17 protein-coding genes are annotated in these 25,199 nt (G+C 32.7%); 13 read left to right on the top strand and 4 right to left on the bottom strand.

Annotated elements, in window-relative coordinates:
- Positions 1–153: 153 nt before the first annotated feature.
- The 3 genes from PKK00_13005 to PKK00_12995 all read left to right on the top strand — a co-directional run bounded on the left by PKK00_13005 (position 154) and on the right by PKK00_12995 (position 4,233).
- Positions 154–606, top strand: coding sequence for a hypothetical protein (locus PKK00_13005; protein HNW99321.1), 453 nt, complete (start codon positions 154–156; stop codon positions 604–606).
- A gap of 82 nt (positions 607–688) precedes the next feature.
- Complete coding sequence (gene guaA, locus PKK00_13000; protein ID HNW99320.1) at positions 689–2,218, top strand: glutamine-hydrolyzing GMP synthase; 1,530 nt, start codon at positions 689–691, stop codon at positions 2,216–2,218.
- Between the two features lie 233 nt (positions 2,219–2,451).
- Entirely contained in the window at positions 2,452–4,233 is a 1,782-nt protein-coding gene (locus tag PKK00_12995; GenBank protein HNW99319.1) for a LysM peptidoglycan-binding domain-containing protein, read from the top strand.
- A gap of 15 nt (positions 4,234–4,248) precedes the next feature.
- Here PKK00_12995 and PKK00_12990 read toward each other — a convergent pair whose 3' ends face one another.
- The gene (locus PKK00_12990) at positions 4,249–5,667 is read right to left on the bottom strand and encodes a glycosyltransferase family 39 protein (protein ID HNW99318.1); all 1,419 of its coding nucleotides are present in this window, start codon (positions 5,665–5,667) and stop codon (positions 4,249–4,251) included.
- A gap of 314 nt (positions 5,668–5,981) precedes the next feature.
- On the opposite strand from PKK00_12990, the gene ccsA reads away from it, so the two are divergent.
- The 6 genes from ccsA to PKK00_12960 all read left to right on the top strand — a co-directional run bounded on the left by ccsA (position 5,982) and on the right by PKK00_12960 (position 14,535).
- Complete coding sequence (ccsA, locus tag PKK00_12985; GenBank protein ID HNW99317.1) at positions 5,982–8,105, top strand: cytochrome c biogenesis protein CcsA; 2,124 nt, start codon at positions 5,982–5,984, stop codon at positions 8,103–8,105.
- Positions 8,106–8,183: 78 nt separating this feature from the next.
- On the top strand, positions 8,184–8,981 hold the full coding sequence (locus PKK00_12980) for a DUF2520 domain-containing protein (protein ID HNW99316.1): 798 nt from the start codon (positions 8,184–8,186) through the stop codon (positions 8,979–8,981).
- 113 nt (positions 8,982–9,094) lie between these two features.
- Positions 9,095–9,619, top strand: coding sequence for an HAD hydrolase family protein (locus PKK00_12975; GenBank protein HNW99315.1), 525 nt, complete (start codon positions 9,095–9,097; stop codon positions 9,617–9,619).
- A 126-nt stretch (positions 9,620–9,745) separates the two neighbouring features.
- A complete protein-coding gene (locus PKK00_12970) occupies positions 9,746–12,451 on the top strand; it encodes a DNA gyrase/topoisomerase IV subunit A (GenBank protein HNW99314.1) in 2,706 nt (901 codons plus the stop codon).
- 21 nt (positions 12,452–12,472) lie between these two features.
- On the top strand, positions 12,473–13,699 hold the full coding sequence (locus PKK00_12965) for an FprA family A-type flavoprotein (protein HNW99313.1): 1,227 nt from the start codon (positions 12,473–12,475) through the stop codon (positions 13,697–13,699).
- Positions 13,699–14,535 carry a hypothetical protein gene (locus tag PKK00_12960; GenBank protein HNW99312.1) on the top strand — a complete coding sequence of 279 codons (837 nt, stop codon included), beginning with the start codon at positions 13,699–13,701 and terminating at the stop codon, positions 14,533–14,535. Before PKK00_12965 ends, PKK00_12960 begins: the two co-directional genes overlap by 1 nt.
- Here the strand turns inward: PKK00_12960 and PKK00_12955 are convergent.
- Positions 14,530–14,880 carry a hypothetical protein gene (locus PKK00_12955; protein ID HNW99311.1) on the bottom strand — a complete coding sequence of 117 codons (351 nt, stop codon included), beginning with the start codon at positions 14,878–14,880 and terminating at the stop codon, positions 14,530–14,532. The genes PKK00_12960 and PKK00_12955 overlap by 6 nt on opposite strands.
- 407 nt (positions 14,881–15,287) lie before the next feature.
- Between PKK00_12955 and PKK00_12950 the strand changes: the two genes are divergently transcribed.
- Genes PKK00_12950 through PKK00_12940 form a run of 3 tightly spaced genes read left to right on the top strand, consistent with a single transcriptional unit; the run spans position 15,288 to position 18,291 of the window.
- Positions 15,288–15,818: an RNA polymerase sigma factor gene (locus PKK00_12950; GenBank protein HNW99310.1), complete on the top strand. Its 531-nt coding sequence runs from the start codon at positions 15,288–15,290 to the stop codon at positions 15,816–15,818.
- Between the two features lies 1 nt (position 15,819).
- Positions 15,820–17,316: a hypothetical protein gene (locus tag PKK00_12945; GenBank protein ID HNW99309.1), complete on the top strand. Its 1,497-nt coding sequence runs from the start codon at positions 15,820–15,822 to the stop codon at positions 17,314–17,316.
- Positions 17,317–17,328: 12 nt separating this feature from the next.
- Entirely contained in the window at positions 17,329–18,291 is a 963-nt protein-coding gene (locus PKK00_12940) for a hypothetical protein (GenBank protein HNW99308.1), read from the top strand.
- Between the two features lie 16 nt (positions 18,292–18,307).
- On the opposite strand, the gene tsaD is transcribed toward PKK00_12940, so the two are convergent.
- Positions 18,308–19,324, bottom strand: coding sequence for a tRNA (adenosine(37)-N6)-threonylcarbamoyltransferase complex transferase subunit TsaD (tsaD, locus tag PKK00_12935; GenBank protein HNW99307.1), 1,017 nt, complete (start codon positions 19,322–19,324; stop codon positions 18,308–18,310).
- Between the two features lie 54 nt (positions 19,325–19,378).
- On the opposite strand from tsaD, the gene PKK00_12930 reads away from it, so the two are divergent.
- Positions 19,379–23,779 (top strand): translocation/assembly module TamB domain-containing protein, encoded by a 4,401-nt coding sequence (locus PKK00_12930; protein ID HNW99306.1) that lies wholly within the window; start codon positions 19,379–19,381, stop codon positions 23,777–23,779.
- Between the two features lie 44 nt (positions 23,780–23,823).
- Here PKK00_12930 and PKK00_12925 read toward each other — a convergent pair whose 3' ends face one another.
- Positions 23,824–25,038 (bottom strand): bifunctional 3,4-dihydroxy-2-butanone-4-phosphate synthase/GTP cyclohydrolase II, encoded by a 1,215-nt coding sequence (locus PKK00_12925; GenBank protein HNW99305.1) that lies wholly within the window; start codon positions 25,036–25,038, stop codon positions 23,824–23,826.
- Positions 25,039–25,199: the final 161 nt, after the last annotated feature.

Genomic DNA, 25,199 nt, shown 5'->3' with positions numbered 1-25,199 from the left:
GACGATTTTCAGCTTTCTTTGTTCCCTGTTTGAAATTTTTGAGGAAACTCCAATTATTTTTAATTATGAATAATACTTTAATGTAACACGATTTAAGATTTTATTTTTTATCATTTTGTCTGTGTATATTTGCCCTGTTTAAAGATATGGAGCATGGATAAGCTGAAAATAAAAGTACAGTTGTTGGATGAATGTAAGAAACAACAGCAAAAGGTTCTTGATAATCTTCGCAACACCATGAGCGAGGCACAACAAAGTGCCAATGAATATGGGCAACCAAAGGATCGCTATGATTCATACAGAATGCAGCTTCTTCGCCGAAAGGATATGTATGGTCAAATGCTGGCTAAAGCATTGGGTGAATACCATGCCCTCGAAAAAATTGAAATAGATAATGTGAATGATAAAGTTGGTTTTGGCTCTGTTGTGATCACTTCAGAACAAAAATTATTTATATCAATAGGTTTAGGAAAAATTAATTTTAATAAAGATATATTTTATGCCATATCTGTTAATGTTCCTCTTTGCAAGGTATTATCAGGGAAAATGAAAAATGATGTATTTGAATTTAACGGAAAGAAAATTACTATTCTTGATATCTTCTGATAAAATTTTTTATGAACAGCATTGTTAATTATTTGTCATTATTATTTGTTTGCATTAATTATCAAAATTCTAATTTTGCCACATGCAGGAAACCATTTTGATCTTAGATTTCGGTTCGCAGTATACTCAGCTTATAGCACGCCGAGTTCGTGAACTGAACGTGTATTGTGAAATACATCCATTTAATAAAATACCTGAAATAAATAATGAAATTAAAGGAGTTATTCTTTCGGGCAGTCCTTTTTCTGTAAGGGATAAAAATTCACCGCATCCTGATTTATCGGGAATAAAAGGGAAATTACCTTTACTCGGGCTTTGTTACGGGGCACAATTGCTTTCGCAAAATTTCGGGGGAGAAGTGCTTCCTTCAAAAATTCGCGAATATGGAAGAGCAAGTCTTACAGAAATAGATCTATCAAATTCGCTGGTAAAAAATATGACTGTCGGCTGCCAGGTGTGGATGTCGCATGGCGACACGATTGCCAAACAACCTGCTGGTGCAAAAATAATTGCTGCAACAAAAGATGTACGCGTTGCCGGTTTCCAAATTGAAAATGAAAAAACATTCGGGATACAATTTCATCCTGAAGTATATCATACTACTGAAGGTATGACTTTATTGAAAAACTTTATTGTTGATATCTGTAAATGTTCACAGTCATGGACACCCGATTCATTTATCGAAGCTACCGTAAAAGATTTAAAAAATAAATTAGGAAATGATAAAGTGATTCTCGGGCTTTCAGGTGGCGTTGATTCTACTGTTGCAGCAGTATTGTTACATAAAGCAATTGGAAAAAATCTTTATTGCATTTTTGTCGATAACGGATTGTTACGGAAAAATGAATTTCAGAATGTTTTGCATTCCTACAAAGATTTAGGATTAAACGTTACCGGTGTCGATGCAAAAGAATATTTTTACAAAGCATTGCATGGTGTTTCTGATCCTGAAGGCAAAAGAAAAGCCATTGGAAAAACATTCATTGATGTTTTTGACGAACAATCACATAAGGTAAAAGATGTAAAATGGCTGGCACAGGGAACCATTTATCCCGATGTTATTGAATCGCGCTCTGTTAAAGGACCTTCAGCTACCATCAAATCTCATCATAATGTTGGTGGTTTGCCCGATTATATGAAATTAAAAGTTGTGGAGCCGTTGAATACTTTATTTAAAGACGAAGTCCGCAAAGTAGGAAAGGCATTGGGAATTAGTGATACCATTCTTAAAAGACATCCATTCCCGGGACCTGGTTTGGGAATACGTATTCTCGGTGAAATAACTGAAGATAAAATAAGAATACTGCAGGATGCTGATGATATTTATATTAATGCATTGCATGAACATAAATTATATGATAAAGTATGGCAGGCGGCTGCGATATTGCTGCCGGTACGTTCGGTAGGAGTGATGGGTGACGAGCGCACTTATGAATATGTACTTGCTTTAAGGGCTGTAACTTCAACCGATGGTATGACTGCCGATTGGGTACATTTACCATATGATTTTCTTGCTGAAGTATCGAATAAGATTAGTAATAAAGTTAAAGGTATTAACAGGGTTGTGTATGATATCAGCTCAAAACCACCTGCTACTATTGAATGGGAATAATATAGAGGAATAATGTTATACCGACAGAAAAGAGTTTTGCAAAAATATTTTTTGTTTTCTGTACGGTATAACTCGTTCTAAACAGTTTTGCCTTTGCAAACCTGATATGAATGAGTATAACCTATATACGAGTTTAATATATTCATCATTCAAGTTTTCATTCTATAAGTTATTTGAAGAATATGTTTTTATTATCTTTGCCATTCTTGAAATATTGATAAAATATTTTTGAAATGAAACTCCGTTATCTTTTTATTGTTTTTGGATTACTGCTGAATACGACTATTTTCGCCCAGGTGAAAATATCTACGGTTATTGAGAAAATTAATGGGAAAGATTATTACATACATACTGTTGCAAAAGGTGAGTCGGTGTGGAAAATCGCGAAAGCTTATGGAGTTACTTCTGAACAAATTGTTGCCGATAATCCATATGCAAAAAAGAAAATAAAACCTACCCAGAAACTAAGAATCCCTGTTAATCAAAATTCAGCTCAGCAAATAACTACTCGGGTAGATACAATACCAAAGGATACAGTAAAGGTTGTAAAGGAAAATATTACTCATACTGTTAAACAAGGAGAAACATTATATGGTATTGCAAAAAAATATTCTGTAACGGTTAATGAAATCAAAAAAGCCAACCCGGGCTTAAGCGAAAAAATTGTACCTGATCAGGTACTAAAAATTCCATCCGGTAAAACTGCTAAAGCTACTAAAGCTACAACTGTTGCTGATAACAATACTGCTGTTACGAATACCAATACTGCAAACCATAATACAACAGCACAAACACAAAAACAGGATACAATAAAAACAGATAATGATGATAAGCTGGATTGTGATAAATCAAAATTGCTGAACTCTTATAATATCGCTTTAATGATTCCTTTTTATCTCGATTATGTTTCTGAGATAGATATTGACGATCCTGATATTAAAGAAAAAAGTGTTGATGATTATAAATCGTTTTCATTTGTTCAGTTTTATGAAGGCGCACTTATGGCTATCGATTCATTAAAAAAATCGGGGTTGAATGTTAAGGTATATGTGTATGATGTGCAGAATGATTCATTAGCAACTAAGAAACTCCTTGAAAAACCCGAATTCCAGAAAATACATTTGATAATAGGTCCTTTCTTTGAAAAAAGTTTAAAAGTTGTTTCTGATTTTTCCAGGAAGAATAAAGTATATGTTGTCGACCCGGTTTCAACAAATGACAGTTTATTATACAATAATCCCTATTTGATCAATGCAAATATTCCTGTTAAAATGCAACTTAAACAACTTGCATCTTATATCGTTGGACGATATCCGGGAATGCCTGTTATTGTTGTGCACAATAATAAGGATAGCGAAAAAGAATATGTAGCTATTTTGAAAAATGCAATACATGCTGAAGAAAAGAAAACCGGGGTAAAAGATAGTTCATTCAGGGAAGTGGTATACTCCAAATCAGGGATCAGTGGGATTACCAAGAACTTTAAAGCTAATGATACCAATGTTGTTGTTACATTATCAAGCGGGGAGGTTTTCCTTACCAATTATGTACGCGGCATGAGTACGGTTGCCAATGATAATAAAATGATTGTTTTTGGTTTGCCAAGTTGGAAAAACTACGACCAGATTGAAACAGAATATTTCATGCAAATGTATCTTCATATGTTCTCTTCTACATTTATTGATTACCAGGATGAACAGGTGATTCAATTTGTAAAGGCATATAGGGAAGCATATAAAACAGAACCCGATAAATATGCTTTTTTAGGTTTTGATGTTACTGCATATTTTCTGAAAGCACTTATGCAGTTCGGAACAAACTTCGGAAAATGCCTGGATAAAATACCTTCTGAAAATTATTTGCAAACAGGATTTAAGTTTGTTAGAGAAAATAAAAAGGATGGAATTCAAAATGCCTTTTTAAATATATACCGTTACGAGGATTATCAATTGGTAGATGTGCGCAAACATCCTAAAATAAAAGAGAAAGAGAAGAAAAAAGAAAAAAATAAATAACTTGTTTTTCTGTTTTTACTTTTCATAAATTTCCGACCATGCTTTACATGATTCAAATCTTTTTTTAAGAATGAATTTTCCTTCTGCTTTTATTTTTTCATAATCTTCTTTACCTTCCATATTTGAAAAGATACAGATTGCTGTATTGCTGTCAAGTGTTGAAGACACATCAGAAAACTTTTGATCATTGCTGAGATAGCCACAGTATGGATTTTCCAGGTTGTTCAGCATAAGGAAATGAGTAAATATTTTTTTATCCCTGAAATTATTTTCAATGCAATAACTCACCATTTGCTGATGTGTTTTTACTGCATCAGCATAACCCAGATTATGATCACTGCTTGTTCGCTTTGGTATATGAATAGTTATTTGAATTATCGAAAATGCAGCAATTGTAATATAAAGAAAGATTTTCTTTTTTATAACTTCGTTCAATAGAAAAGCCGTGATAATAGCAAATGGAGCCATCATACACATAGTGTAACGGTCGCTGTAAAAATTTAATGAGATGGTAATAAGAAATAAAATGATAAAAATAGCAAGTAATGATATTGGCTTATTTGCTTTATTATACGTGTGTTTTTTAAAATAAAAATAAAAGAAAAGAGAAATGATTATCAGCGAAGATAGAACATTTCGTCCCCAATAAATAAACTGGTAAGCCGAGTATGATTCTAATTTATTTAAAAAGCTGCGATTGTCATTTAACAGATAATTTACATGTTCAGGAAAAAAATACCATCCATTTATTTTTTTCTGGTAAATGAAAAATGCAGAAATAATTATTAATGGAATAGCAATTATTGCGGAACGTTTAAAAAAAACTTTAAAAGGAATATTTTTTCTGTTGATTATAAATGTGTCGGTAATTAACCATATTCCTGATGTCGCCAGTGCAACAATTCCTGTTTCTTTTGTGAATAGTGCGCATGTTGTAAAGATGATGTAACAAAACCATTTTTCTTTTATGAAGAAAAAGATGGAGAGCAGCGAGAATAATGAAAGCATAACTTCGGGTAAAACCAGTACCGATTGTGCCAGAAATATAGGTTGCAGAAAAAGTATCAGAGCGGCAATAATTCCAGCCTGTTTTGAAAAAAGTTTACTGCAAAAAACATATACCGAGATAATAAGACAAACAGAAATAAATAAAGCAAATAAATGACTTGCTAAAAGCGATGTTCCGAAAATACGAAGCCATAATGCTCCCGAAAAATGAAACAGTAACGGATGTCCGCGTGAATAATAAACAGGTAATGCATCGGGCATTAAACTTAATTTATTTACTTCCATTATGCGGAGGGCAGGACCGTAAACCCATGCTTCATCCCAATAATAGGGAAGTGAAAGATATGGTATTTTTATAATAATGAAAATGATTATTAGAATTACCAATAATATATCATATAAATTATTTTTTAGGATATTCCGCATTTATATTATTTTTTTCAAAAGTAATTAAACTTTTTAAAAAAGATTTACAGTTGCTTCGCTTCGCTCAACAAGACAAATAAAACATAAAGTATTTTGTTTTTTGTCTTTCCGAACGTAATGAGGAAACTAAAGCAAAATTTAAAGTTACTTCACTTTTATCAGCAGTACAACGCGAAGTCAACGCCCTTCCCTCCGCAGTGGTGGATTAAGGAGAAGGGATGGGGTTAGGGTAAAAGAAAAAAACCACAACCCATTAATCTTCCCGGATACTTTATTCTTAAAATTTAATGAATTTTCATTAAGTTTGTAGCCTTATGAATAATGCTGGAGAGCATATAGCTTTAGGTTTTACCGGACAAATACTGATAGTGGCTTCATTTATTTCGTTGCTGGCTGCATTGGTATGTTATTTTTTTTCTTGTCGCGAACAGCTCATCAATTTTCGTAGCTGGCGTTTTTATGGAAGGCATTGGTTTCGCATACATTTATTTACTGTCATTTCTGCTATGGGCTTATTATGGTATATGCTTATTGCTCATCACATGGAATATAAATATGTATGGGAACATACTTCACCAGATCTGTCATTGGGATATTTGATTTCAAGTTTGTGGGCAGGACCGGAAGGCAGTTTTTTATTGTGGTTGTTTTGGCAGGGGTTTATTGGTGTATTGTTAATGCGCAGAGCCGGTTATTTCGAACGACCGGTTATGATTGTATTTATTATTTCCCAACTTTTTTTAAATGCAACAATACTGGGAATTAATATTGCCGGAATGAAAATAGGCAGTAACCCGTTTATACTTATAAGCAGCGCATATAAAGATATATTAGGTCCCGTATTAAATAATACAGAATATGTAAGCAGTGTTACAGCAGGTAATGGATTGAATCCTTTGTTACAAAATTTCTGGATGACTGCTCATCCGCCGGTTTTATTTTTAGGATTTGCTTCCTTACTTGTTCCTTTTTCATATGCTATTGCTGCATTATGGAAAATACGTTACACCGATTGGTTACGACCGGTAATTCCCTGGATGTCGTTTGGAATACTGGCTTTAGGTATTGGGTTGTTAATGGGTGGAGCATGGGCTTATGAAGACCTAACATTTGGTGGGTTCTGGTCGTGGGACCCTGTTGAAAATTCATCATTGGTTCCATGGCTTGCAATGGTTATTTCATTGCATCTGGTTATTGCCTCCATTGCTAACAAACAATCACTTTTCCCTGCATTTATTCTTACTTTCCTTTCTTATGTTTTTGTATTGTATTCAAGCTTCCTTACACGCAGTGGTATTTTAGGGAGTACCTCGGCTCATGCATTTGGCGAAACAGGAATGACATGGCATTTTGCAATATATATCATTGTATTCTTTTTGATGTCGTTTATTTTATTGTTCTTTAATTATAATAAATTTCCTAAAAATGAAAATGAAACATTTCTTTCAAAAGAGTTTTGGATTTTTATTGGTTGTTTTATTTTGATTCTTTCAACTTTTCAAATTATTTTTTCCACATCAATACCTTTGATAAATAAAATATTTGATACAGGAATTTCTGTTCCGCTAAAGAGAGAAGCGTATTATAATGCATGGCAAATCCCATTCACGATTTTTATTTTGCTCTCGCTTTCTATTACCCAATTTTTGTCGTATGGGAAAAACTTTTTCGCGGTATTTATCCGAAAGATGTTCCTTTCACTTATTATAAGTTTGGTACTTACTGTTTTATTATTTGTTTTTTCAGGGGTAAATGATTTTAGAATTTTGATGCTTGCCTGGGTCGCTTTTCTTGTAATATTTTCATCGCTTGATATGATCGTGAGGTTTTACAGGTATTCGAGAAATTATCCTTCATTAATAGGCCATTTAGGATTAGGACTTTTTATTTTTGGGATCATTATGGCGTTTTCACAAAGCAAAACAATATCAAAAAATATTTTGCCTGTTGATATTGGAAATAGTTTTGATGTTGCTGAAAACATGCTTTTACCAAAGGATACGCTGCTTCCTGCTGGTCCATATTTTTTAAAATATATTGGTTACGAAAGTGTGAAGAATGAAACATTTTATACAATCAGGTTTTATAAAAAAAATAATGATGGAAGTTTTACTGATAAGTTTTATATCAAACCTTCGGTGGTTTCTATAAATAGCAGGGGAAATGTTTATATACCCGACACAAAGCATTTTTTTGATAAAGATATCTTTACCCATATTTTGTATACAGAGATCGGTAAAAATGCGCTAAGCACAGGAAGCGGAAATTCAACAGATAAGTATAGCGGTCGTGATATAATTATAATCAGGTCAATAATTTTCCCGTATATAAAAATTCTTTGGATTGGTGGAATCATAATGCTGACAGGATTTTTGTTTAGTATTATCAAACGGCGAAAATTCCGTACACCTATTGAAAGTGATGATGAGGTTTCCTGAAAGCTATACATTGAATATTAGTTTTAGTTTATAAATTAATTTTAATATATTATTCAGGAAGAAAGAAAAAAAAATATAATGCATAAGTTAAGTAAAATAGTTTTTATTGGTGCCGGAAATGTTGCTTCACAACTTGCAGTGAATTTTGTCCAAAAAAAAATTAAAATTGTTCAGGTATATAGTCGCACTAAAATATCATCATCCATACTGGCATCAAAAATAAATGCGGATTCGGTAAATAAAATTTCCGATATAATCCCTGATGCAGATTTGTACATAATTTCTGTTTCCGATAATGCATTGCCCGGTATAGTAAAACAACTTCATGTAAAAGATAAGCTTGTTGTTCATACATCAGGATTTCATGATATGAAAGTTTTAAAAGGAACATCAGATAGAATTGGTGTTTTATATCCACTGCAAACATTCTCGAAAAATAAAAAAGTTGATTTGAAGCAAGTACCTTTTTGTATTGAAGCATTGAATAAAGATGATGAAATACTTTTAATAAATATCGCAAAAAAACTATCTTCCAATGTAAGGGTGATGAACTCGGAGAAGCGCCGCATGATTCATTTGGCAGCAGTGTTTGTATGTAATTTTACAAACTATATGTATATTTCGGCGGAGAAGATTTTAAAGAATAAAAAAATTTCATTTGATATTCTCAAGCCTCTTATTCTTGAAACGGCATCGAAGGTGTTATCTTACAAACCTTCTGAAATGCAGACCGGCCCTGCTGTGCGTGGCGACAAACAGGTTATGGAGAAACACATGGAAATGCTGGATGATAAAAATTTGCGTGAGCTGTATAAAATAATAAGCAACATGATTTATACTCGTTCTTATCAGGTTTGCAAAAGTAAAACTGTTTAGAACGAGTTATGCCGTACAGAAAACAAAAAATATTTTTGCAAAACTCTTTTCTGTCGGTATACAACGACTCAAAAAAAATAATTCAATAAATCAATCAATCATTCATTCACAAAATGCCTAACTATAAAGAAAAATTAAAATATATTACCACATTTATTTTTGATTACGATGGTGTGATGACAGATGGGAAAGTCTATCTTTTAAATGATGGAGATGCTGTACGTACAGGCTATGTGCGTGACGGTTATGCTATGCAATATGCCCTGAAAATGGGATTTCGTGTTGTGATTATTTCCGGTGGAAGGGCCGAAGGTGTGAATAAAAGGTTTAAAGTCCTTATGGTTAAAGATGTGTTTATGGGCGTTGGTAACAAATTGGAAATCTATCATAATTATATAAAAGAAAATAAATTATCTAAAAATGAAATATTGTTCATGGGTGATGATATTCCTGATTATCTTTTGATGAAAGAAGCCGGTTTGTCGGCTTGTCCTGCTGATGCATCAGAGGAGATCAAATCAGTTGCTGAATTTATTTCGGCATTTAAAGGTGGTGAAGGATGCGTACGCGATGTTATTGAACAAACTTTAAAAGTGCAGGGCAAATGGTTTGATGAGAGCGAAGCTTTTATATGGTAGATTTTTTATAATTAAAATTATTTAGTAAGTTTGCATTACCTGAGAGAGTGATAGACTGGTAAGAAATAAGAATAATATTTTTCTCAGGAAGATAGAATAAAAGTGAAATTGATTATTTTGTGAAAGATGAGCGACATCGATGATATTAATAAAAATAATGAGATAGAAGAATCTGGGGAAGAAGGCGAACTAAGTGAATTAAAGCAAACCGTTCAGCTTTCAGGGATGTATCAAAACTGGTTTCTCGATTACGCCTCTTATGTTATCCTTGAAAGAGCGGTACCCGACCTGTTCGATGGATTGAAACCTGTACAGCGCAGGATACTTCACTCCATGAAAGATTTGGATGATGGACGGTACAACAAGGTGGCTAATATTATAGGGCACACCATGAAATACCATCCTCATGGTGATGCTTCCATTGGTGATGCTCTGGTACAGATGGGACAAAAGGATTTGCTTATTGATACCCAGGGAAACTGGGGAAATATCCATACAGGCGATTCTGCTGCTGCTCCACGTTATATTGAAGCACGCCTGACCAAGTTTGCACTTGAAGTAGTATTCAATCCGAAAACTACTCGATGGAAACTTTCGTACGATGGAAGAAATAAAGAACCTATTACACTGCCGGTAAAGTTCCCGTTGCTTTTACACCAGGGGGTTGAAGGAATCGCTGTTGGACTTGCTTCAAAAATCCTTCCTCATAACTTTATCGAATTAATTGATGCATCTATAAATCTTCTTAATGGACAGGAATCAGAATTATATCCTGATTTCCCAACCGGGGGATATATTGATGTTTCAAAATACAACGATGGACTTCGTGGAGGAAAGATAAGAGTAAGGGCTAAAATAAATCAACTTGATAAAAAAAGCCTTGTTATTAATGAAATTCCTTTTGGTACTACTACTACCGGTCTTATTGATAGTATTGTTGCAGCGAATGATAAAGGGAAAATAAAAATTAAAAAAATTGAAGACAACACTGCCGAAAATGTTGAAATTATTATTCATCTTGCCACCGGAGTGTCGCCCGATCAAACTATAGATGCATTATATGCTTTCACTGATTGTGAAATTTCAATATCTCCCAACTGTTGTGTGATTGAAAATGACAGACCACGTTTTATGGGAGTAAAGGAAATTCTTGATGTAAGTACTGATAACACAGTTAACCTGCTTCGCCAGGAATTAGAGATCAGGAAGAAGGAATTAATGGAGGATCTGTTATACTCAAACCTGGAAAAAATATTTATTGAGAAAAAGATCTATCGCGATATTGAGGAATGTAAAACATGGGAAGCTGTTTTAAAGGCTATTGATAAAGGACTTGAGCCATATAAGAAAAAATTTTACCGGGTAATTACTAACGATGATATTATAAGACTTACTGAAATTAAAATTAAAAGAATATCTAAATTCGATGTTTCTAAAGCTAATGATATAATAAAATCGCTGGAAAGCGAAATGACCAAAGTCGATTATAACCTTGATAATATTATTGAGTATGCAATAGCTTTTTTTAATCGTATAAAAGAAAAATATGGCGATGGAAGAGCTCGTAAAACGGAAATAAGAAATTTTGATACGATCGAAGCGGTAAGGGTTGTGGCCACAAATCAGAAACTGTACGTGAACAGGGAAGAAGGGTTTGCCGGCACATCTTTAAAGAAAGACGAATATATTTGTGATTGCAGCGATATTGATGATATTATTGTTTTCAAAGGTGATGGGAGCTTGCTTATTACCAAAATTGCCGATAAGATATTTGTCGGCAACGACATAATTTATATTAATACATTTTTCAAAAATGATGACCGTACCATTTACAATATGATTTACCAGGATGGTCCACGGGGAAATATCATGATGAAACGTTTTGCTGTAACAGGTGTTACGCGCGATAAGGAATACGACCTTACACGCGGAACAAAAGGTTCGAAAGTCCTTTATTTTAGCGCTAATCCGAATGGTGAAGCCGAAGTTGTTACTGTTCATCTCAGGCCCAAACCAAAATTGAAAAAGATTAATTTTGATGTCGACTTCAGCACTCTTGCAATTAAAGGAAGAAATTCTATTGGCAATATTGTTACACGTCATAGTGTACGTAAAATCGTGTTAAAAGGCGAAGGCGTTTCAACACTTGGCGATCTGGATATCTGGTATGATGATACAGTAATGCGTTTGAATACCGAAAAACGAGGAAAATATTTGGGCGCTTTCAGCGGTGATGATAAAATTCTTACCATCATGTCATCTGGCGAATTAAAATTATCAGGATTTGACCTGTCTACTCATTTTGATGAGGACATGATGATTATTGAAAAGTACAAACCAAATGTTATAGTCTCAATTATATTGTGGGATGGGGAATTGCAGAAATATTATGTGAAACGTTTTGATGTGGATGCCAATACCAAAAGAGAAAATATTATCGGGGAACATCCTGAATCAAGACTTTTATTTGTATTTACCGATAAGTTGCCTCGCGTAGAAGTAATGTATACGCCGGTTAAGAATAAACACCGCGATAATGATGTGATTAATCTTGCCGAATTCATAGGTGTTAAAAGTTATAAAGCCAAAGGAAAACGTTTAACGGATTATCTTGTTGACCTTATCACACCCCTTGAACCCATTGCCGTTCCTGAAGATGAGATAACTGAACCGGAATCGGAAAATATGATTTCTGAACCGGAAACGGAATCAACAGAACCTGATATTGTTGAAAACGAAAATAACGAACAGAAAATACCTGACAAAAAGAAATTTATTGCTCCGCCAAAGGATAGCGATGATGATGAGGTACAGATGAAACTTGATTTTTAAAATCATTTTAAAATTCCCTATATGATAAATGATAATAAAATCGTTGATGTTACTAACGATGTAAAATGGGTTGGTGTTCTTGATCCTGATTTAAGAACATTTGATATTGTTATGGAAACGGAATTTGGTACTACATATAATTCCTATTTCATCAATGCACAGAAAAAAGCAGTTGTTGAAACTACAAAAGAAAAATATTGGGATGTTTATCTTGCAAAGCTGAAAACTATTACCAATCCTGAAGAAATTGAATACATCATTTGCAATCATACCGAACCGGATCATTCAGGTAATGTTGGGAATTTATTAAAAGTTGCACCAAAGGCCAGGGTGGTTGGAAGCGGCAATACCATAAGGTATTTAACCGATTTATTGGGTTATGAATTTCCGCATATTGTTGCTAAAGATGGCTATGTGCTTGATTTGGGAAATAAAAAAATCCGCTTTATTGGAGCAGCAAATTTACATTGGCCCGATTCAACATATGCATACCTTGAAGAAGATAAGATTTTATTTACATGCGATTCTTTTGGTTCTCATTATTGCGACGAAAATATCTTTGATGATTTAACCGGTGATTTTGATAAGGCCTTCACTTATTATTTTGATGTTATTCTAAAGCCTTTTAGTAAATTTTTCCTTAAGGCGATTGAAAAGATACGCCCGCTTGAAATTGCCGCTATTTGCACGGGGCATGGTCCGGTGTTACGCAAAAACTGGAAAAAATATGTCGATCTTTCTGAAAAATATTCAAAGCAGGCATTGTCGTTGATTGATAAGCCACGTGTTTTTATTCCTTATCTTTCAGCTTATGGGAATTCAAAAACCATTGCATATAAAATTGCAGAAGGTGTAAAGCTTGCAGGTGATGTGGATGTGGTTTTATCTGATCTTGAAAAAGAAAATATCAGCAATATTGATTCATACATTGCTAAAAGCTCCGGTATCATTGTAGGTTCGCCTACCATAAATAAAAATACTTTATTACAGATTTACCAAATGTTTGCTGTAATAAACCCGATAAGGGATATTGGAAAACTTGCTGCTGTATTTGGTTCCTATGGATGGAGTGGTGAAGCTGTAAAAATAATCCATGATAACCTGGTCAATTTAAAATTGAATCTTTTTGAAGAAGATTTTCCTGTAAAATTCACTTTGCATGAAAAAGATTATGAAAAATGCATTGATTTTGGAAAACGATTTACCTCGAAAATGCTCGAGAATCGTAAAGTTCAAAATAAAGAATAATGTGTTCCCTTTTTAAAAAATATTTCTTTTTAAAAAAAATATCTCTTTATATTTTCATAGTAATTATTTTCTTTTCATGTTCGCAGGAAAGGAAGTTAGCTCATTCGTTTATTAAATCAGCTGATTCAACAAACATTCTTTTTCTTAAACCGGATAATATTGTTATTATTTTACAAAATCAAAAAGTGGCAAACGACTCCCTGGGAATATCCGGTACTGAAGAAAAGAGCATTTCCGAAAGTTCATTTCTGAATAAAATAAAATCAAAATCAATCGTAGATTTATTGCAAACAAACATGATGGATGCAATGAAAAATAAGCCTTTTAAGGTATTTAGCGATGATAATATGAATGCGTTCATAAATCTTGGAAAGAATTCTTATATCGTGAAAATAGTTCAAATTGAAATGGATGAATTTTATATTCCTTATTCTGTATCTGAAACTATTGATACCACGGTTTATTCTGAAGATTTTAATTTGAATGCAGTTAGTTTGAATTTATGGATTGAAGTAACAGAAGTAAACGGTGATCAGGATACAGCGCAGGTTTTATTTTGTAAAGATCAAATTTCCGAAATGGTGAACGGATATTTTCATTCTGATATTTTTGGCGAGGTAAAATATATTTATAAGAAGAATTATATTATTGTGAATGAAGTTTATGATATGGCTTCTGAAATGGGCGCTTTGAGTGCAGCTTATTTATATGATTATTTTCTTAATAAATATATTCATATCAATTATTCAGGCGAAAAAGTCTTGAAATATTTTCATTACGATGTAAAAAGCAGAACTGTTTATCCGGCAGGTTATAACCGTTTTATTTTTTTATAAGTTTATTGCATCTACAATATCATCAATGTTCAGCATACCATAATCGAATGTATGCGTTTGGTTATTATTAAGGGTTATGATAATTTGTTTTTTTATAAAACTTTTCCTTACATCAGCGTTTACAATACGGTTTTTGGGAATAGTCAGGCAATCCGAATCCCCGATTTTTTGATATAAACTTTCTTCCACAAGTTTGGAAAATGAATCATCAAAATCGGCACCATAAATTATTCTTTTATTTGTAATGGTAAGCTCTCCATTATATCTCTTTCCATCAGGCGCTATATAAATTGCAGTCCATGAATTGATTTTATTTTCTTTAGGATCAGGAAACGATTCAATCATAAAATATATAATAAATAAATTCAAAGCAAATATATGACAAAAAAAATAAAATATACTATCAATTAATAATATTTATATACTACCTGATGCAATACTTATTCTTAAAAATTGAAAACTATGCAATTATACCAATTGTTAAATTTTATATAGCCTAAAGGGTATTTTAAATTTTACAATGGTTATGTTGATAACATATATACAATCGGTATTACAGTTTATTTGACTTTTTTATAAATAAACTGTAATTTTACTTACTTATACACTATATACATATTGGTTTATAAGTATGATTTGTTAAAATAATAGTTTGTCAACGTATAAATAATTTTTATTAAAATTAATGGGGTTGTTGTATACAACCTTTTAAAAAATAGTGTACACATTATTAACAAATACCAGGTGTTTTTATGTTTCTGGAAAGAGAAACAGAGATTGAGCTTCTTGAGGGTTGTTTGAAAAATGACAGGAAGTGTCAAAAGAAGTTGTATTACAAATATTGTAATGCCATGTATTCTATTGCATATAGAATATTAAAAGATGAGGAAGAAGCCAACGACTCTTTACAGGAAGCATTTATTCAAGTTTTTAAGGATCTGAAAACATTCAGAAAGGAATCTACTATTGGTGCATGGATAAAAACAATTGTAATAAGGACTGCTTTACGAAAACTAAAAAAAAATGTTTTTAAAGAAGAAATTGATGACAGAGCAATGAATTTACCGGTTCAAAATAGTTGCACGCTGACAAATGAATATATTGAAAAAACTATTTTGTCGCTTCCTACAGGATACAGAACAGTATTTTTATTAATAGAAGTAGAAGGTTATACACATAAGGAAGTTGCTGAAATGCTTAATATTTCAGAAGGTACATCAAAATCACAATTGTTTTATGCTAAAAAACATTTAAGAAATTTATTAAAAGACCTTATGTATTAAAATGAATATAGATAAATTTGATCATATTATTAAACAATTGATTGCAATGTTGCCTCAACATACTCCAAAGCAGGATGTATGGAATAATATTTCTTCAAGTCTTGATGAGGATATGGCAATGTCACGATTAAAACGTATGCTTAAAAATAACGAACACCAGCCACATCCTGATATATGGGCTGGTATAGAAGCATCGCTCAATAAACCGGTTTTCTGGAAAGTCCTTGTTAAATCAGCCTATATAAAATATTTTTTACCTGCTGCTGTAGTAACCATGTTAGTTTTGATTAATCCATTTTCAAACAATAATAATTTTAAGGAAGTTAGTAATCCGGTTAAACGTAAAGTTGATTTTACGCAACTAATAATAAATAGTCCAATTGAAAATGGTATTAAGTCGATAAATAAGTCTTCAGATATTAAAACTCCGATACAAAATGGAAACATTGTACCGATTGTTAATTCAAATAATACATTAATTAACAAAACAGAAAATAAAGCTCAACCGGAAATAGCTGAAAACACTATAACAACTCAATCTCCTGTTGAGTTAAATAATAATGAATTTATAAAACAGACATTACCTTACTCTGCTGAACCTTCTTCCGAATATGTTAATAACCAAATTAATTTAATGAATGTTTTATCATTTACTGAAATTGAAAGCGAACTTTTAAACGGGAAGAAAATAAATACTAATCCACTTCAGAATTTTTCAGAAGGTTTATATACAAATAAAAGTAAAGCTGTTGGTAGTTTTTCATTAGAATTTATTTATTCACCCGAAATTTCATTGGTAAACCTGAAAAACAGTCAAAGTAATGATAATAATATTGATATATCTATAAGGAAAAAAGCTGAGATACCTTCATGTTCGAATACTATTGGAGTGGAAGGTAAAGTTGATTTTCATCACTGGTTTTTTCAGACAGGGTTAAATTATTCAAAGGTTACAAGTCTTTCTAAATATCATTTCAGGTATATAGGGATTGATACATTAGACTGGGCGCTTTCCGATACTTCATATATACATGTTTATAATGATTCATTAGGGAATAGCTTCGATACATTAATAATAGCTTACACTTGGGAGCCTGTTACCAACATAGTAAAAAAAGAAGAAAAAAAGAATAGTTTATACCATATTAATTACATTCAGGTTCCGTTAATTGCAGGTTATCATTATGGAATTAGGAATATGCAGTTTTCTATTTCTGGTGGGGTATCATTGGGAATACCTCTTTCTGTAAATGGAAGGATGATGAATGCTGAAAGTTATGATATATCAACAGTTTCGGAAAAAACATTACCTTTTAATAAAATTATTTATAGTGGTATAATCAGGTTGGGAGCAAGTTATTTTTTATCTCCTCATTATAGCATATTTGTTCAGCCTTCAATGCAGTATATGTTAAATTCGGTGTTTGATAAAACTTATCCGATAAACCAGAAATATTCAACGTTCAGTTTACGTACAGGTATAGCATATAGATTTTAAAAAGTAAATATGATGAAAAAAACTTTATATCTTTTTGTATTTTTGGTTTTACTTTTTTCCTGTAAGAAAGAGGCTGCTGTTATTGATTCCGATCTACAGTTGGACCCGGCTCCGGCACAACCTGAAGAAACAATATTTGAATATCTTAATAATTATAATGGCACATTTATTAATGGATGGTTTCCCGAAGAGCATATAAATACATCTGCTTGTCCTGAAATTACTCTTGTTCAAGGAAATTCATACGTGATACCCGGTGGCAGTAATAAGCTAAAAATAAATTTCCAGGATGCTGATCATAATGTGTGCAATATATATTATGGTGTAGTTGATACCTATGGCTATTTTAGAGTTCCGGTACAATCACAAAATAATTCTTGTGATCTTATTGTTATTTTGTCACAGTTAGTAAAAGAAAATAATTTCATTATCAAGATTAGTCTTGAAGATTTGAATGGAAATATCAGTTGCCCTTATTATTTGCCAGTTGAGCTGAAAGAGGCTCATCCCGGCAAATTACAGATAAGCCTTTCCTTTGACCAACACAATGATTTGGATTTGCATGTAATTGAACCTAGTGGATTCGAAATATACTGGCATGATACGTTATCTCCAAACGGCGGAAAGTTAGACCTGGATGCCAATTCAAATTGTGTATATGATTCGGTGAACAATGAAAATATTTATTATACAGAAAATATTCCATTAGGCTGTTTTAAAGTGGGAGTGATTAAATATATGCAATGTATACCTGGTGTGAATACCAATTTTACTGTAACTGCATTATATGAAGGAGAACTGGTGTCATTATTAAATGGCTCCAATCCTTTTACCGGTACATTTCCCGATGGACCGAATGGAAATGTCATAGAAGTAATGAAATTTAAAATTGAAAATGCACATAAGATAGCCCATTTTCAATATGACCGCTATGGTAAGACCATATCAAAGCAGATAATTTATACAGAAAAGTAATCATTAAACATCATTTTTATTTTTTTATTCTTGAATAAGGCGATGTTCTTTGTGAAGAAAATTCATTAATTGCATATTTGTAATAACCAGTAATGGCAATCATTGCAGCATTATCAGTGCAAAATTCAAATGGAGGAATATGAATTTTCCATTGATGAGTTTCCTTTCTTTTAATAATCGCTTCACGAAGTGCCGTGTTTGCTGAAACACCGCCGGCGATTGCAATTTCATTTATACCCGTTTCTTTAACTGCTTTTTCAAGTTTCTTTAAAAGGATATCAATAATGGTTTTCTGAATAGAAGCGCAAAGGTCGTTTATGTTTTTTTCAATAAATGAATTGTCTTTAATCATTTGGTCGCGTAAGAAATAAAGAATGGAAGTTTTTAATCCGCTGAAACTATAATCCAATCCTTTAATTGCAGGATGAGGGAATTTGTACATACCGGAGTTGCCTGTTACTGCATATTTGTCAATCATTGGTCCGCCGGGGTATGGAAGCCCGAGGATTTTTGCTGATTTGTCAAATGCCTCGCCGGCTGCATCATCAATAGTATGTCCAAGAATTTCTATTTTAAAATAATCAGAAACTTTTGCAATCATAGTGTGACCGCCCGAGACCAATAAGCATAAAAAAGGAAATTCCGGAACGTCTTTTTTATTTTTTGTTTGAATGAAATTTGCAAGAATATGTGCATGAATATGATCTATTTCGATAAGCGGAATATTTAGTCCCAGGGCAAAGGCTTTTGCAAATGAAGCTCCTACAAGCAGCGAACCAAGCAGGCCCGGACCATTTGTAAATGCAATGGCATTAAGCTGATTTTTGCTTATATTTGCATGTTTCAGGGCTGAATCAACAACGGGTATGATGTTTGCCTGGTGTGAGCGCGAAGCCAGTTCGGGAACTACACCGCCATACTTTTTATGAACATCCTGGTTGGCTGTTATATTGGAAAGAAGGTGAGTTTCGTCAAGTACTGCTGCTGAAGTATCATCACATGATGATTCAATCCCTAAAATATAAATACTCATGGTAGTGCAAAATAACGGTAATCATAAATAAACTTCAAAGGTATCAAAAAAACTTTGAAAATATTGCTTTACTTTTTACTGGTAATACTTGTTTTGCCGGGAGTAATGTATTCTTGCTTTCAAATGAGCTTTGTACAGAATTACCTGGCTCACAAATTTGCTGCTTCATTATCGGAAGACCTGCATACTGAAGTTTCTGTCGGAGGTGTTGATATAAATATTTTGTTTGATGTAATTCTGGAAGATGTAAAAATTAATGATTTGCATCACAAGCCTATTATTGATGCAGGATTTATGATCGTTGATATAAATGAGATATATTTGTCGGAACAAGGTTTAAGCATTGATAATATTGTTTTGGAAAATGCGAAAATACGATTGGTAAGATATAAGAACGAGAAAGATTTTAATTTTAAATTTATTGCGGATTATTTTAGTTCTAATGATACCACAACAACAAAAGGGCAGGCATGGAAAATCAGAATAGGTTCATTGACCTTAATAAATAATACTTTTTTATATCAGGATGAAAATAAATCCCCATTAAAAAATGGAATTGATTATGATAACCTTAGTATTTCTTCTTTAAATGCCAATTTCAATAATTTATATTTATGTGGCGATACGGTTACTATGTCAATACGTAATCTGTCCGTTAATGATCGTAGCGGTTTTATTCTAAAAGAACTTTCAGCAGATGCATTGTTGTGTTCCTCAGGAATAGATTTAGAAAATTTAAAAATAATAACACCCAAATCGAACCTGGCTCTTAACTTAAAATTCAAATACAATGAATATAATGATTTCAATGATTTTATTAATAAAGTACAAATGGATGCTTTGATAAAACCATCGAAATTATGTATCAATGATCTTGCTTTTTTTGCCCCGGATTTATTTGGAATGAATGATGTTGTGGGAATATCCGGTGAGATAAAAGGAAAAGTTTCGAATATCAAAGCAAAAAGGTTTCAATTTATTTTTGGAAAAGGAACATATTTTAATGGTGATGTAAATATATCCGGGTTGCCTGATATTAATAGCTCCTATATGCATTTTAATATCAGTAAATTCAATACTACCCAAACGGATATTGCTTCCTTTAATCTTCCTTCCTCATCAGGAATGAAGCATTTAGAGCTTCCTGCCGAAATGGTACGTCTTGGGAATATCGGCTTTAAAGGTGCATTTACAGGATTCTACAATGATTTTGTTGCATACGGCGATTTTTATTCGCAGCAGGGAAGCGTTTCAACCGATATCACATTAAGGAAAAATAAATCTTCAGGGCAGATTGAGTACGACGGGAACGTAAATGCGAATAACCTGAACCTTGGGAAAATTCTTGATATCCAGGATGAGTTAGGTTATGTAACATTAAATACAAATATTCAAGGTTCAGGTCTTGATGCTGAAACTGCGGAAATAAAACTTAATGGAACTATTGGCGCTATTGATATCAGAAATTATCATTATACAAATATTATAATTGAAGGCGACCTTGCTCGTAAAAAATTTAACGGGTATATGAAAGTCAATGATGATAATGTTAAACTTGATTTTACCGGAATGGTTGATTATAGTGGAGCACTTCCTGTATTTAATGTAGATTCGAAAATTGATAACCTGAAATTATCCAAACTGCATTTTCTTGAATTATCGGGCGATTCGCTTTCTTCACTTTCAACTGAACTGAAATTGGAATTTGAAGGAAACAATATTGATAATATACAAGGAACAATTAAAGCAGAAAATACTTTATATACTTATAAAGGAGAAAAATATGCGCTTGATGATTTTTATTTCGTAAACACTTCTGATAACGCAGGAAATAAAACATTAAAAGTGAAATCAGATTACTTCGATGCTGATTTTGCCGGGAACTTTATGTTTAAAAATCTATATAAATCTTCATTAAAATTTATGAAGGAATATCTTCCTTCGTATAGCTCATGGATTAAAGAAAATGTGGATTCAATTCCTGAACAGAATTTTGTATATTTTATTAAAATGAAAAATTCATTGCCTGTATGCAAATTGTTAATACCGGAACTTTATATTTCTCCAAATACGATTATTAAAGGAACATATAATACTGCACAGAGTTTACTGGACCTGAATTTAACTTCAGCTATTTGCCGTTATAATAATTATAATATAAAAGATTTTTTTGTTAGCGGTAAAACCAAAGACTCAAAAATAATTATCAATATTGGTTGTCAGAAAATAGGTTTGTCTGATTCTGTAGGTCTTGATAATGTTACTTTGAAAAGTGTTATGGAAAATGATAGTATTCGTTATAATCTTACTTGGGATAACAATAGTGATGAAATTAAAAACAGTGCAGATATTAAAGGCTCTTTTATTTTTGCTGAACGACCGAAGATGGAGCTGAAATTCATAGAATCGGAAATTGTTGTTAATGATACCGCATGGACTATGAATTCTTCAAATAATATTGTTATCAACAATAATAAAGTTACAGTGCAGGATTTAGTGTTTTCAACAAAATTTCAGAAGTTAAAAATTGATGGTAGCGTTTCAGAGGATCCTTCTGAAATATTGCATTTAAATTTTGAAAACTTTAATGTTTCCGAGTTGGACCTGTTATTAAATGCCAAAGGTATTGATATCGACGGTTCCTTAAATGGATTTGTTGATGTTTCTAATATTTTTAAAGCGCCCAATGTTATATCAAATATAACGATCAATAATTTTTATGTGAATAAGGATAAGTTAGGGAAAATTGAATTGGTAACCAATTGGAATAATAATGATAAAGCAGTTCTCGTTAATGCTGATGTAATATATGAAGGAACTGTCGGTTCAAATAATCCTATATCTATATCAGGCGCATTCTATCCTGAAAGAGAAAAAGATAATTTCGATGTTGATATTTCTCTGACAAATTTTAAACTCAGGTTACTCGAACGGTATTTAAAAGGTTTTTGCTCTAGTTTTAAAGGGTATGCCTCGGGAAACCTTAAGCTGAAAGGAGCTACAAATTCGCCCGAACTGAGTGGAGGAATTTTTCTTATGATGAAGGGGATGAAAATAGATTACCTGAACGAAGTTTATTCTTTTGCAGATAGTGTTAAAATTACAAAAAATTCATTCTCTTTTGATCACCTTGTCCTTAGTGATGCTTTTAATGATACAGCTATCTGTGATGGTAAGATTTTTCATAAAAACTTCAATCATTTTTATTTAGATATTGCAATCAAGCCAAACAAATTGCAGTGCCTGAACACCGATGCATCAATGAATAATTTGTTTTATGGAAAAGCCTGGGCAACTGGATTGATAAATATTACAGGAGATGTAAACAACATTAATATGGATATTAAAGCTCGTACTGAAAAAGGTACTCATTTTTATATTCCTATAACCAGTGATGAAGAAATTTCTGAAAACGATTATATTCGTTTCGTTCACAAAAAAATATTTACCGATGAAGTTAAAAAAGATAATATTGACATCTCGGGTATTACCTTGAACTTTGACCTGGATGTTACACCTGATGCGGATTTACAAATAATCTTCGATTCTAAAATAGGCGACATTATTAAAGCTAAAGGGAATGGAAGTATGAGAATGGAAATCACAACACTTGGCGATTTCAATATGTATGGCGATTATATTATTGAAGAAGGGGATTATTTATTCACTTTACAGAATGTGATAAACAAAAAATTTATTATTCAGAAAGGTTCTTCGCTAAAATGGAACGGAAGCCCCTATGATGGAACTGCTGATATTACGGCGATTTATCCTGTAAAGACTTTTTTAAAAGATTTATTAGGACAAGGAGATAATTTTTCCATTGATTCTTCAGAAGTAAATAATAGAATACCTGTTAATTGTATGTTAGGAATGACTGATAAGATATTCAATCCAACCATTACATTTGATATTGAACTTCCGAATTCGAGTGATAATGTAAAAACATTTGTTAAAAGAAAAACCAGCACCGAACAGGAAATGAACCGCCAGGTATTTTCATTACTGATATTAAATAAGTTTACTAATTCCGATCCTAATATAAGCAGTTATGTAAATGAAGGGCTTAGTACAACATCAACTGAACTTCTATCCAATCAACTTAGCAACTGGCTTTCTCAAATTAGCGATAAATTTGATATAGGTATAAATTATCGTCCCGGTACTGAAATAACCTCAGAGCAGGTTGAAGTGGCACTATCAACACAGCTTCTCAATGATAAGCTTACTATTGATGGTAATGTTGTTTCTGGCGGAAATCAAAAATCGAGTAACATTGTTGGTGATGTTAATGTGGAATATAAATTAACAGATCGTATAAGATTAAAAGGTTTTAATAAATCGAACACAGTAGACCTTTTAAATACAGGTGCAGCATATACACAAGGTGTTGGTATATTTTATCGTCGTGAATTCGATTCGTTATACGAATTTTTTCTGAAAAAAATCAAATGATTTTCTGAAAAATTTATTTATTTTATGACCAATTGTAAATAAAATTACAATTTATGTCCCATTTTTTTCTTTTTCGTTTCGAGGTATTTCTTATTGTGTTTATTCGGTTTGATAATGATCGGAATATTCTCAACGATTTTGATTCCATAACCTGTTAATCCTGCACGTTTAGTAGGGTTGTTAGTAATAAGACGTAATTTTTTAATTTTCAGATCACGTAAAATTTGTGCCCCAATTCCATAATCCCGTTCATCGGCTTTAAATCCAAGAGCTATGTTCGCTTCAACAGTGTCTTTTCCTTTTTCCTGCAAATGGTAAGCTTTGAGTTTGTTTAGCAGGCCTATTCCTCGTCCTTCCTGGTGCATATATATTATAGCTCCTTTTCCTTCTTCTTCAATCATTTGCATGGCCTTATGCAATTGAGCGCCACAGTCACAGCGGCATGAACCGAAAATATCACCGGTAACGCATGAACTATGAACTCTTACAAGTACAGATTCCTCTTTATTCCAACTTCCCTTAACAAGTGCAATATGAGTTCTGTTATTTGTAATCTGACGATATGCGTAAAGCTCGAAATTACCCCATTGGGTTGGGAGATTCACAACAACTTCTCTAGAAATAAGACTTTCGTTTTTGACACGGTATGCAATTAAATCTTTAATGGAAATGATTTTCAAGTTAAACTTTTTAGCAATGATAAATAATTGGGGCAGGCGTGCCATTGTCCCGTCGTCATTCATTATTTCGACCAGGGCGCCTGCCGGGTATAGTCCCGATAATTTTGCAAGATCAACCACCGCTTCTGTGTGGCCTGTGCGGCGTAAAACTCCACCATCTTTAGCTTTCAAAGGGAAAATATGTCCTGGTCGGCCAAGCTCTTCCGGCTTTGTTGAGGGATTCGCCAAAGCTTTAATTGTTTTTGCCCTGTCGCTGGCAGAAATACCTGTAGTGCAACCATGACCTAGCAGGTCAACAGATATAGTGAATGCTGTTTCATGTGAAGAGGTGTTTTTTGCAACCATCATATCTAGTCCAAGCTCGTTACAACGTTGTTCTGTAATAGGTGCACAAATAAGCCCACGCCCATATTTTGCCATGAAATTTATTGTCTCAGAAGTAATAGTTTGCGCAGCACAAACAAAATCACCTTCATTCTCGCGGTTCTCGTCGTCAACCACAATTATAATCTTTCCTTTTCTGAAATCGGCTATCGCATCTTCAATAGTATTCAATTTCGATATTCTATTTCCTGTCATACTTTATAATTTCCTGCAAATTTAATTTATTATTTAAAGCCTGAATATAAATAATTACAGATGATGTTATTTTAATGTACTCATCGTAATTTACATTTCCAGTAAAGTAACTATTCAGCAATATTATAAAAATATTTTTAAAAAGTAAAAAATCGAACACG

The sequence above is a fragment of the Bacteroidales bacterium genome (assembly GCA_035353855.1).
In the GTDB taxonomy this organism is placed as follows: domain Bacteria; phylum Bacteroidota; class Bacteroidia; order Bacteroidales; family CG2-30-32-10; genus DAOQAK01.
Note: the sequence above shows the minus strand (reverse complement) of the source record. Positions and strands in the feature narration are given on the sequence as shown.

Excerpts from the sequence above, each read along its gene's own strand:
- PKK00_12980 (HNW99316.1), top strand. The coding sequence starts at position 8,184 with ATGCATAAGTTAAGTAAAATAGTTTTTATTGGTGCCGGAAATGTTGCT.
- PKK00_12955 (HNW99311.1), bottom strand. The coding sequence starts at position 14,880 with ATGATTGAATCGTTTCCTGATCCTAAAGAAAATAAAATCAATTCATGG.
- PKK00_13005 (HNW99321.1), top strand. The coding sequence starts at position 154 with ATGGATAAGCTGAAAATAAAAGTACAGTTGTTGGATGAATGTAAGAAA.
- PKK00_12975 (HNW99315.1), top strand. The coding sequence starts at position 9,095 with ATGCCTAACTATAAAGAAAAATTAAAATATATTACCACATTTATTTTT.
- PKK00_12960 (HNW99312.1), top strand. The coding sequence starts at position 13,699 with ATGTGTTCCCTTTTTAAAAAATATTTCTTTTTAAAAAAAATATCTCTT.
- tsaD (HNW99307.1), bottom strand. The coding sequence starts at position 19,324 with ATGAGTATTTATATTTTAGGGATTGAATCATCATGTGATGATACTTCA.
- PKK00_12950 (HNW99310.1), top strand. The coding sequence starts at position 15,288 with ATGTTTCTGGAAAGAGAAACAGAGATTGAGCTTCTTGAGGGTTGTTTG.
- PKK00_12940 (HNW99308.1), top strand. The coding sequence starts at position 17,329 with ATGAAAAAAACTTTATATCTTTTTGTATTTTTGGTTTTACTTTTTTCC.
- PKK00_12995 (HNW99319.1), top strand. The coding sequence starts at position 2,452 with ATGAAACTCCGTTATCTTTTTATTGTTTTTGGATTACTGCTGAATACG.
- PKK00_12945 (HNW99309.1), top strand. The coding sequence starts at position 15,820 with ATGAATATAGATAAATTTGATCATATTATTAAACAATTGATTGCAATG.
- PKK00_12925 (HNW99305.1), bottom strand. The coding sequence starts at position 25,038 with ATGACAGGAAATAGAATATCGAAATTGAATACTATTGAAGATGCGATA.
- PKK00_12990 (HNW99318.1), bottom strand. The coding sequence starts at position 5,667 with ATGCGGAATATCCTAAAAAATAATTTATATGATATATTATTGGTAATT.
- ccsA (HNW99317.1), top strand. The coding sequence starts at position 5,982 with ATGAATAATGCTGGAGAGCATATAGCTTTAGGTTTTACCGGACAAATA.
- PKK00_12970 (HNW99314.1), top strand. The coding sequence starts at position 9,746 with ATGAGCGACATCGATGATATTAATAAAAATAATGAGATAGAAGAATCT.
- PKK00_12965 (HNW99313.1), top strand. The coding sequence starts at position 12,473 with ATGATAAATGATAATAAAATCGTTGATGTTACTAACGATGTAAAATGG.
- guaA (HNW99320.1), top strand. The coding sequence starts at position 689 with ATGCAGGAAACCATTTTGATCTTAGATTTCGGTTCGCAGTATACTCAG.